Below are 9,784 nucleotides of genomic sequence, written 5' to 3'. Positions count from 1 at the left end.
GCCGTGGCAGACATTGTGTATTCCTGATGCACGTCCATTTGGTCTTTGTCACAAAATACCGGCAAAAAATATTTGATCAGGATGCAATTGAAAAATGGCGAGGCTACTTTGCTAGTGTTTGTGCTGATTTTGATGTTGAACGGGTTGAAATGGATGGGGAGCGGGATCAGGTTCATTTACTGATTAATTACCCGCCAAAACTGGCGATATCTAATCTGGTTAACAGCCTTAAAGGGGTATCGAGCCGATTACTTCGACGTGATCGTCCTGATATTGCCCAACGTGATTACTACAAGGGGGTTCTTTGGTCGCCGAGTTATTTCGCGGGGAGTTGTGGTGGCGCACCAATATCCATTATCTGCCAGTATATTGAGCAACAGGAAACACCTAGTTAGTTAAAAAACCGCGCCTTATATCCCCGACCTGAAGGACGGGGTTTTACGGTGCTTTGGATAAACTTATATTCTGTTTTATCTTTTAAAATATATTAGTACTTATTTTTCTAAGCTATTTGCGTGAGAAGAAGGCGGCAAAGGAGGTTATCCCAAGGAGCATACATTAGTATGTGACTTGGGTAACCGAGTGCAGCCAACGCACTTATCGCGTAAAGAGCGACGAAAAATTAGTTGGCAACAGCAATCTTTTTCATATCCGTCATATACCCTCTTAATTTCTTACCGACAATCTCAATAGGGTGCTGACGAATGGCTTCATTGATATCACGCAATTGAGCATTATCTGTCCCACTATCTGGAACATGCTTCGCTAAATCGCCACTTTGCAACGTCGTCATAAACTCTTTTAACATCGGCACGGCGGCAAAAGAGAACAGATAGTTACCGTACTCTGCGGTATCTGAAATAACCACATTCATTTCATACAGACGTTTACGCGCAATCGTATTCGCGATTAATGGCAATTCATGCAGTGACTCATAATAGGCAGACTCAGCGATAATGCCAGCTTCAATCATCGTATCAAACGCCAGCTCAACACCCGCTTTAACCATCGCAACCATCAATACGCCATGATCAAAATACTCTTGCTCGCTGATTTTACCTTCATATTCAGGATAATTTTCAAATGCGCTTGCACCCGTTTCTTCACGCCATGTCAGCAAGTTTTTATCATCATTTGCCCAATCTGCCATCATGGTTTCAGAGAATTTACCTGAAATAATATCATCCATATGTTTAGCAAACAGTGGTGCCATAATCTCTTTTAATTGCTCTGATAAAGCATAAGCACGCATTTTGGCAGGATTAGATAATCTATCCATCATCAAGGTAATACCACCTTGTTTCAGAGCTTCTGTAATCGTTTCCCAACCTAACTGGATAAGCTTACCTGCATAGCCCGGTTCAACACCTTCAGCAACCATTTTGTCATAACACAGCAGAGAGCCGGCTTGTAACATACCACACAGGATAGTTTGCTCGCCCATCAGGTCTGATTTTACTTCCGCAACAAAAGATGATTCCAACACTCCCGCACGATGTCCACCTGTGGCTGCCGCCCATGCTTTCGCAATGGCCATACCTTCACCTTTAGCATCATTTTCTGGGTGAACAGCAATTAGGGTAGGTACACCAAAACCACGCTTATACTCTTCGCGCACCTCAGTACCTGGACATTTTGGCGCAACCATCACAACGGTAATATCGTCACGAATTTTTTCACCCACTTCAACGATATTAAACCCATGAGAATACCCCAAAGCGGCGCCTGACTTCATCAGTGGTTGAACGGCTTGAACAACGGCGGAGTGCTGTTTATCCGGCGTTAAGTTAACCACTAAATCGGCTTGCGGGATCAATGCTTCATAGGTTCCTACTTCAAAACCATTTTCAGTGGCACGACGCCATGAAGCACGCTTTTCATCAATAGCCTCTTGGCGTAATGCGTAGGCGATATCCAGTCCTGAATCACGCATATTTAAACCTTGGTTTAAACCTTGTGCACCACAGCCAACAATAACGACTTTTTTACCTTTTAGATAATTAGCCTCATCGGCAAATTCGTCACGAGACATAAAGCGACATTTACCCAGTTGCGACAACTGCTGACGCAGATTCAATGTATTAAAATAATTGGCCATGAGCGACTCCCAAATCGTTGTGTATATGTTTGCTATTGTTATCCCCACTCTCGGTGAGGTATTGCATGACTTTACTATAGGGGATGAAAGCCATTGCTTAAATTGATATATTTACAAGATGATGTTGCAATAAATGCAACGTTATTTTTACTATTTACCTAGGCGGCTGACCATGGATATTCGCGATCTCAAACTCTTCTTACATCTTGCTGAAAGTTGCCATTTCACCAAGACTGCGCAAGCCATGCATGTCAGTCCATCCACGCTTTCACGTCAGATCCAGCGTCTTGAAGAACAACTAGGGCATCCACTTTTTTTGCGTGATAACCGCCAAGTCACACTGACTGATGCAGGGGAACAACTTAAACGTTATGCTCAACACACCTTATTGCAATATAAGCAACTCAAACATACGCTAAACCAGAACAGTCCCAGCTTGTCTGGAGAGCTACGTCTATTTTGTTCAGTCACTGCAGCTTATAGTCACCTTCCGCCGATCCTTGACCGTTTTCGTGCGGAAAATCCCTTAGTCGAGATAAAATTGACTACCGGTGATGCCGCAGATGCTGTGGATAAAGTTATCTCAGATGAAGCCGATTTAGGTATTGCAGGAAAACCAGAGAAGTTGCCTGAAAATATCTGCTTTGAGAAAATAGGCGAGATCCCCTTAGTTCTTATTGCCCCTGCTCTACCGGGTAATGTTCGACACCTTGCTACACAAGAAAAACCGGATTGGCTCAATATTCCCTTTATCATTCCTGAACACGGCCCATCACGACAGCGCATTGCTTTATGGTTTAAACGCCATCGAATTCAAAATCCTCTGATTTATGCCACTGTTTCAGGGCATGAAGCGATTGTTTCAATGGTTGCTCTTGGTTGTGGTATCGCACTTATTCCGCAAGTTGTCGTCGATAACTGCCCTGAGCCGGTACGAAACCGTATCTCTTTGCTCGATAATATATCGCTGGTAGAACCCTTTGAACTTGGCGTTTGTGGTTTACACAAACGCCTTCAAGAGCCTGTGATCAGTGCGTTTTGGCGCCTACTCCACCACTAAGCTGGCTGTTTGTGGTGAAAGAAATAACTGAAAAGACGGATTTCCTGTCTCATCATGATATTCATAACCTAACGCATCTAAATGCCGTTCAAAACGCCCTTCCGTTTCAGGTAACTCAAACGCCACCAGCACACGGCCATAATCAGTACCATGGCTTCGGTAATGAAATAGCGTAATATTCCAGTAAGTCCCTAATGTTTTAAGAAACTTCATTAATGCACCCGGTGCTTCTGGAAACTCAAAGCTAAACAGACGCTCTTTTAATGGCTGATTAGGGCGACCACCGACCATATAACGCACATGCAATTTTGCCATCTCATCATCGGAGAGATCGGAGACTTGATAACCCGCCTCCGTTAGCTGTTGCACGATTTCCTTACGCTCTTGTAGCCCTTGGCTTAAACGCACACCGACAAAAATACGTGCATTTTCTGGATCGGCATCGCTATAACGATAGTTAAATTCAGTAACAACACGTTGTCCTAAAATTTGGCAAAAACGCAAAAAACTACCCTTTTGTTCGGGAATTGTAACGGCAAATAGCGCTTCTCGTTTTTCACCTAGTTCACAACGTTCCGAAACATAACGTAAGCCATGGAAATTGACATTAGCGCCAGAAAGTACGTGGGCTAAACGTTCCCCTTTGATCTGATGCTCCTCAACATATTTTTTTAGCCCTGCTAATGCTAAAGCACCAGAAGGCTCTGCAATAGCGCGTACGTCTTCAAACAGATCTTTTACTGCGGCACAAATTGCATCACTATCAACGGTTATCACATCATCAACATACTTTTGGCATAAACGGAAGGTTTCATCGCCAATACGTTTGACAGCGACACCTTCGGCAAATAATCCAACGCGAGGTAATTCAACAGGATGTCCTGCTTCTAACGCTGCTTTTAAACAAGCAGCATCTTCCGCCTCAACACCAATGATCTTTATTTCAGGCATCAGTTGTTTAATTAATACAGCAACCCCAGCAATTAAACCGCCGCCGCCAACAGGCACAAAAATACGATCAAGATGGACGTCCTGTTGTAACAGCTCCATTGCTAATGTTGCTTGCCCTGCAATCACGGCGGGATGATCAAAAGGAGGCACAAAGGTATATCCCATCTCTTTTGCCAAAGCGATGGCTTTTGCTTTTGCTTCATCAAAGTTAGCCCCATACAACAATGCTTCACCACCAAACTGGCGTACGGCATCCACTTTGATATCCGCCGTTGCAATAGGCATCACAATTAATGCTTTTACGCCCATTCGATTAGCTGATAATGCCACCCCTTGGGCATGATTTCCCGCTGATGCAGTAACCACCCCTTTTGCCTTTTGCTCCGGCGTTAACCCTGCAATCATGTTATAAGCGCCACGCAGTTTAAAGCTATGCACCGGTTGTCGGTCTTCTCGTTTAACTAAAATGGTATTTTCTAAACGCTGAGAAATTTTTGCCATCTCTTGCAAAGGTGTCACGACAGCAGCTTCATAAACAGGCGCACTTAATGCGGCTTTTAAATATTCAGCACTACTGGGTGCTGAAGTTAAAGGTCTAAAGGCTGCCATGAGTTAGCCCCCTAGTTTAGATTTGTCACGTACAGCACCTTTGTCTGCACTGGTTGCTAAAGACGCGTAGGCACGTAAAGCAAAAGAGACTTGGCGCTGCCTATCTTTAGGTGTCCACGCTTTATCTCCACGAGCAAGTTGTGCTTCACGACGGGCTGCTAGTGTTTTCTCATCTACCCGTAAGTTAATTTCGCGATTTGGAATATTGATATCAACAATATCCCCTTCTTCCACTAAACCAATGATCCCACCATTTGCCGCTTCCGGTGAAACGTGTCCGATAGATAACCCCGAGGTTCCACCAGAAAAACGTCCATCCGTGATTAATGCGCACGCTTTGCCTAATCCCATTGATTTTAAATATGAGGTTGGATAGAGCATTTCTTGCATACCGGGCCCCCCTTTCGGGCCTTCATAACGGATAATGACCACATCACCCGCAACGACCTTGCCACCTAAAATTGCCTCTACCGCATCATCTTGGCTTTCGTATACTTTAGCAGGGCCACTAAACACTAAATTATCTTCATCCACACCCGCGGTTTTAACAATGCAACCATCTTGCGCTAAATTACCTGATAACACGGCCAAACCACCATCTTGGCTATAAGCATGCGCTTTACTTCGGATACACCCCTGTTCACGATCGGTATCTAAAGTCGGCCAACGGCAATCTTGTGAAAAAGCTTTTGTGGTACGAATACCTGCGGGACCGGCTTGGTACATTGATTTCACTTGCTCATCTTGGCTTAGCATCACATCATATTGTGCTAATGTTTCAGGCAAACTTAAGCCTAAGATATTATTAACATTGCGATTAAGTAATCCTGCTCTGTCTAATTCACCTAAAATCCCCATCACCCCACCTGCTCGGTGCACATCTTCCATATGATATTTTTGGGTACTTGGTGCCACCTTACATAAATGAGGAACTTGGCGAGAAAGTCTGTCGATATCTTCCATCTTAAAATCAACATCACCTTCTTGCGCGGCAGCTAATAGATGTAAAACGGTATTTGTTGATCCCCCCATGGCGATATCTAAGATCATCGCATTTTCAAATGCTTCTTTTTTAGCGATATTACGTGGTAATGCAGATAGATCATCTTGTTCGTAATAACGTTTAGTTAATTCAACAATACGCTTACCCGCATTAATAAATAATGTTTTACGATCAGCATGGGTTGCTAATAATGAACCATTACCCGGTTGCGATAATCCTAACGCTTCAGTCAAACAATTCATTGAGTTTGCCGTAAACATACCAGAGCATGATCCACATGTAGGGCAAGCAGAACGCTCAATTTGTTCACTATCAGCATCACTGACATTAGGATTAGCCCCTTGGATCATCGCATCAACCAGATCTAACTTGATCAATTGATCAGAAAGCTTGGTTTTACCCGCTTCCATCGGTCCACCAGAAACAAAAATGACTGGGATATTTAAGCGTAAAGACGCCATCAGCATACCCGGTGTGATTTTGTCGCAGTTAGAAATACATACCATGGCATCTGCACAATGTGCATTGACCATATATTCCACAGAATCAGCAATTAACTCACGGGAAGGTAACGAATAAAGCATGCCACCATGTCCCATCGCGATACCGTCATCCACCGCAATAGTATTAAATTCTTTAGCCACACCACCCGCAGCTTCAATTTGCTCTGCAACCAGTTTTCCTAAATCCCGCAAATGCACATGACCGGGTACAAATTGAGTAAATGAATTTACAACTGCGATAATAGGTTTACCAAAATCAGCGTCAGTCATTCCTGTTGCACGCCATAATGCGCGGGCGCCAGCCATGTTGCGACCATGTGTCGTTGTTGCTGAACGGTATTTAGGCATTTTTCACACTCCTGCGATAATAACAGCGAGTAGGGAACGAACTACTCGCTCAATAAATGTATTTAATTATGATTATGGATTGACAGGATCTAACCAGCCGTATTTGTCTTCGGTTTCACCCGTAAACAAACCAAAGAAAGCTTTCTGAATAGCTTTTGTTACTGGACCACAGCGACCAATACCAACTTGAATACCATCAACGCTACGAACTGGTGTAATTTCTGCAGCGGTACCAGACATAAACACTTCATCAGCAAGATAGAGAGATTCTCGAGACAGTACTTGTTCACGAATTTCATAACCGAGATCTTTCGCTAATTTAATAATTGCGTCGCGAGTGATCCCCGGTAGCGCAGATGAGGTAAATGGAGGAGTAAAAATAACGCCATCTTTTACTTCAAATAAGTTCTCACCAGCCCCTTCAGAAAGATAACCATGAACATCTAATGCAATCCCTTCTTGATAACCATGGCGACGAGCTTCACTGCCCACTAACAATGAAGAGAGATAATTACCTCCTGCTTTGGCCGCCGTCGGGATAGTATTAGGTGCTGCTCGATGCCAAGAAGAGACCATCGCATCAATCCCTTTATCTAACGCCTCTTCACCTAAATATGCCCCCCATGGGAATGCAGCAATAATGATATCGGTTTTATAACCTTCTGGTGGATTAACCCCCATTCCGACATCACCAATAAAAACTAAAGGACGAATATAAGCGCTGACTAACTGGTTTTTGCGCAATGTTTCGCGACAAGCTTCCATTAACTCATCAACACTTTGCGCGACAGGCATACGATAAATTTTGGCAGAATCATGCAATCGTTGCATATGCTCACGATGGCGAAAAACGACAGGCCCTTTATGGGAATCGTAGCAACGTACTCCTTCAAATACAGACGTTCCATAATGTAGTGCGTGAGACATGACATGTACTTTTGCCTCAGCCCATGGAACCATTTCACCGTTGAACCAAATATAATCAGCTTGCTTTGTCATTCTTCTATCCTTACATGGCACTAAGTGCACTTATGAATTGTAATTTTTCTTTTTGTTGTTGATGTAAGACCTGAATACCTGCAACATCAGCTAACTTTGTTAACTGGCTACATAAAAGATCAACAGGTCGTTGACTGCTCACAGTCAGAGCTAAATTAATATAGTTACTTTCTGTGATATTCATATTCATTGAGCATATATGAAAACCACGGTGGCGGATAACTCTCAAGATACGTTCTAAGATCTCTGGACAAAAACGGGCTTCAATTGTGATATTGTGTTGGTTCATTTTGATTTCTCCATCATCTCATCATTGCTTGCGCCCGGCGGGACTAAAGGCCAGACATTCTCTGCATCATCGATAGATACCTGTAATAAATAAGGGCCATCACTGGTTAATAAACATTTAATTGCTTCAGCAACCTGTGCTTTTTCTGTAATACGCTGCCCCGGAATATCAAAAGCTTTTGCCAAAGCAACAAAATCAGGGTTGTCCGTTAAAATGGTTTCACTATAACGTTGCTCAAAAAACAGCTCTTGCCATTGGCGCACCATACCAAGCCGCTGGTTATCCAATAACACCAATTTAATAGGTAATTGCTTACGTTTAATGGTGCCTAACTCCTGCACATTCATCATAAAAGAGCCGTCACCAGAGACACAGATAACACACGCATCAGGTCTAGCTATTTGCGCACCAATAGCCGCGGGGATACCAAATCCCATCGTGCCTAGCCCACTAGAAGTAATAAAATTTTCTGGCCCATCAAATGTCATATGCTGTGCTGACCACATTTGGTGCTGTCCAACATCTGTTGTCACAATGCTATTTTCAGGCTTAGCATCAGATAACTGTTTTAACAACAAAGGAGCATAAATTGCTTCACCGGGATGATCATAGCGCCAAGCATATTCAGCGATTAATTGCTGTACCTCTTCTTGCCATGCCTCAATAGCTAACGGTTGAGATAACTTAGGTAATAACACTTTGGCATCACCTAACAAAGCAATATGGGCTTGTTTTAATTTATTAAGCTCTGCGTAATCGATATCGATATGGATCACTTTTGCATTGGGTGCAAAAGTATTTAAACGACCCGTTACGCGATCATCAAAACGAGCGCCTACAGCAATTAATAAATCACTACGTTGAACGGCATAATTAGCAGCTTTTGTACCATGCATACCCAACATACCTAAATAATTGGCATCAAATGCATTAGCACAACCTAACCCCTTCAATGTCGAAACAACGGGGATTTGCGTCTGTTTTACAAAAGATCTTAGCGCCTCAACACCTTGGCTCATTGCTACACCGCCCCCAACATACAAAATCGGCTTTTTCGCTTGTGCTAACATCTGCAGAGCCTGCGCGATTTCATGTTCGGGATAGGGAAACTCTTGCTCTTGTGGCAATGGATAATCAGCTAAATGTGAAGCATCTGCTAATTGCACATCTTTAGTAATATCAATTAACACAGGGCCTGGACGCCCTTGCTTAGCGATCGAAAATGCTTCTGATACGACTCTTGGCAGTTCATTCACATCAGAAACCAGAAAACTATGTTTGGTGCATGCTAAAGAGAGCCCAAGTACATCCACCTCTTGAAAAGCATCTGTCCCGATTAAATTTGAAGCAACTTGCCCTGTGATAGCAACAACAGGCACAGAATCTAACAATGCATCAGCAAGACCTGTGATGACATTAGTAGCGCCTGGGCCTGATGTCGCGATACAGACACCAGTTGTACCGGTAGAACGAGCAAATCCGATAGCAGCAATAGCGGCTCCCTGTTCATGACGACACAAAACATGTTCGACACCGCCATCATAGAGTGCGTCATACACAGGCATAATCGCACCGCCAGGATAACCAAAGACCGTTTCCACTCGCTGTTTTCGTAATGCTTGAACTAACCACTGTGCTCCATTCATTCTTTCACCCTGCGTCTTAACTTCTTGTTTAATATTAATTTATTTTCTTTTTTATTCTCTTTAAAATCCTTGGCTCAAAAAAAACCCCCGCGCCTTTCGGTGCGGGGGTTTTTCTGAGATCCGGCTAGTTTAGTTAGCCTTTCTTCGTCCTAGTGCAGCCCCGCACAGTGGGTTAATAATCACCACCACGCTGACAATAATTAGGCTAATCACTAGGACGATAGTATTCATAATATTAAAATTCTTTTTCTGTAGTAAAAAATAGTATGTGTTGTGTT

Annotated in this window: 9 protein-coding genes; 2 read left to right on the top strand and 7 right to left on the bottom strand. The window is 43.3% G+C overall.

What is annotated here, in order from left to right:
- A partial coding sequence (gene tnpA, locus AACU95_RS04560; RefSeq protein ID WP_161737186.1) for an IS200/IS605 family transposase occupies positions 1 to 395 on the top strand: 395 nt, incomplete at its 5' end.
- A gap of 227 nt (positions 396 to 622) precedes the next feature.
- Here tnpA and ilvC read toward each other — a convergent pair.
- Positions 623 to 2,098: a ketol-acid reductoisomerase gene (gene ilvC, locus AACU95_RS04555; protein ID WP_141192267.1), complete on the bottom strand. Its 1,476-nt coding sequence runs from the start codon at positions 2,096 to 2,098 to the stop codon at positions 623 to 625.
- A gap of 172 nt (positions 2,099 to 2,270) precedes the next feature.
- On the opposite strand from ilvC, the gene ilvY reads away from it, so the two are divergent.
- On the top strand, positions 2,271 to 3,158 hold the full coding sequence (gene ilvY / locus AACU95_RS04550) for an HTH-type transcriptional activator IlvY (RefSeq protein WP_004246362.1): 888 nt from the start codon (positions 2,271 to 2,273) through the stop codon (positions 3,156 to 3,158).
- Here the strand turns inward: ilvY and ilvA are convergent.
- From ilvA to ilvL, 6 genes are all read right to left on the bottom strand, one after another.
- The gene (gene ilvA, locus AACU95_RS04545; RefSeq protein WP_004246363.1) at positions 3,144 to 4,718 is read right to left on the bottom strand and encodes a threonine ammonia-lyase, biosynthetic; all 1,575 of its coding nucleotides are present in this window, start codon (positions 4,716 to 4,718) and stop codon (positions 3,144 to 3,146) included. The two genes, ilvY and ilvA, sit on opposite strands and share 15 nt — an antisense overlap.
- 3 nt (positions 4,719 to 4,721) lie before the next feature.
- Positions 4,722 to 6,572: a dihydroxy-acid dehydratase gene (gene ilvD / locus AACU95_RS04540; RefSeq protein WP_004249676.1), complete on the bottom strand. Its 1,851-nt coding sequence runs from the start codon at positions 6,570 to 6,572 to the stop codon at positions 4,722 to 4,724.
- 72 nt (positions 6,573 to 6,644) lie between these two features.
- Positions 6,645 to 7,571, bottom strand: coding sequence for a branched-chain amino acid transaminase (locus AACU95_RS04535; RefSeq protein ID WP_004246365.1), 927 nt, complete (start codon positions 7,569 to 7,571; stop codon positions 6,645 to 6,647).
- A 10-nt stretch (positions 7,572 to 7,581) separates the two neighbouring features.
- Positions 7,582 to 7,860: an acetolactate synthase 2 small subunit gene (gene ilvM, locus AACU95_RS04530; protein WP_004246366.1), complete on the bottom strand. Its 279-nt coding sequence runs from the start codon at positions 7,858 to 7,860 to the stop codon at positions 7,582 to 7,584.
- Positions 7,857 to 9,506: an acetolactate synthase 2 catalytic subunit gene (gene ilvG / locus AACU95_RS04525; protein WP_141192266.1), complete on the bottom strand. Its 1,650-nt coding sequence runs from the start codon at positions 9,504 to 9,506 to the stop codon at positions 7,857 to 7,859. The genes ilvM and ilvG overlap by 4 nt, the downstream gene beginning before the upstream one ends.
- A 129-nt stretch (positions 9,507 to 9,635) precedes the next feature.
- Positions 9,636 to 9,737 (bottom strand): ilv operon leader peptide, encoded by a 102-nt coding sequence (ilvL, locus tag AACU95_RS04520; protein ID WP_017827031.1) that lies wholly within the window; start codon positions 9,735 to 9,737, stop codon positions 9,636 to 9,638.
- Positions 9,738 to 9,784 lie beyond the last annotated feature (47 nt).

It is taken from the genome of Proteus sp. G4415 (assembly GCF_963896075.1).
Taxonomy (GTDB): domain Bacteria; phylum Pseudomonadota; class Gammaproteobacteria; order Enterobacterales; family Enterobacteriaceae; genus Proteus; species Proteus mirabilis.
Note: the sequence above shows the minus strand (reverse complement) of the source record. Positions and strands in the feature narration are given on the sequence as shown.

Coding starts and splice junctions, on each gene's coding strand:
- ilvC (WP_141192267.1), bottom strand. CDS start 2,098: ATGGCCAATTATTTTAATACATTGAATCTGCGTCAGCAGTTGTCGCAA.
- ilvY (WP_004246362.1), top strand. CDS start 2,271: ATGGATATTCGCGATCTCAAACTCTTCTTACATCTTGCTGAAAGTTGC.
- ilvA (WP_004246363.1), bottom strand. CDS start 4,718: ATGGCAGCCTTTAGACCTTTAACTTCAGCACCCAGTAGTGCTGAATAT.
- ilvD (WP_004249676.1), bottom strand. CDS start 6,572: ATGCCTAAATACCGTTCAGCAACAACGACACATGGTCGCAACATGGCT.
- AACU95_RS04535 (WP_004246365.1), bottom strand. CDS start 7,571: ATGACAAAGCAAGCTGATTATATTTGGTTCAACGGTGAAATGGTTCCA.
- ilvM (WP_004246366.1), bottom strand. CDS start 7,860: ATGAACCAACACAATATCACAATTGAAGCCCGTTTTTGTCCAGAGATC.
- ilvG (WP_141192266.1), bottom strand. CDS start 9,506: ATGAATGGAGCACAGTGGTTAGTTCAAGCATTACGAAAACAGCGAGTG.
- ilvL (WP_017827031.1), bottom strand. CDS start 9,737: ATGAATACTATCGTCCTAGTGATTAGCCTAATTATTGTCAGCGTGGTG.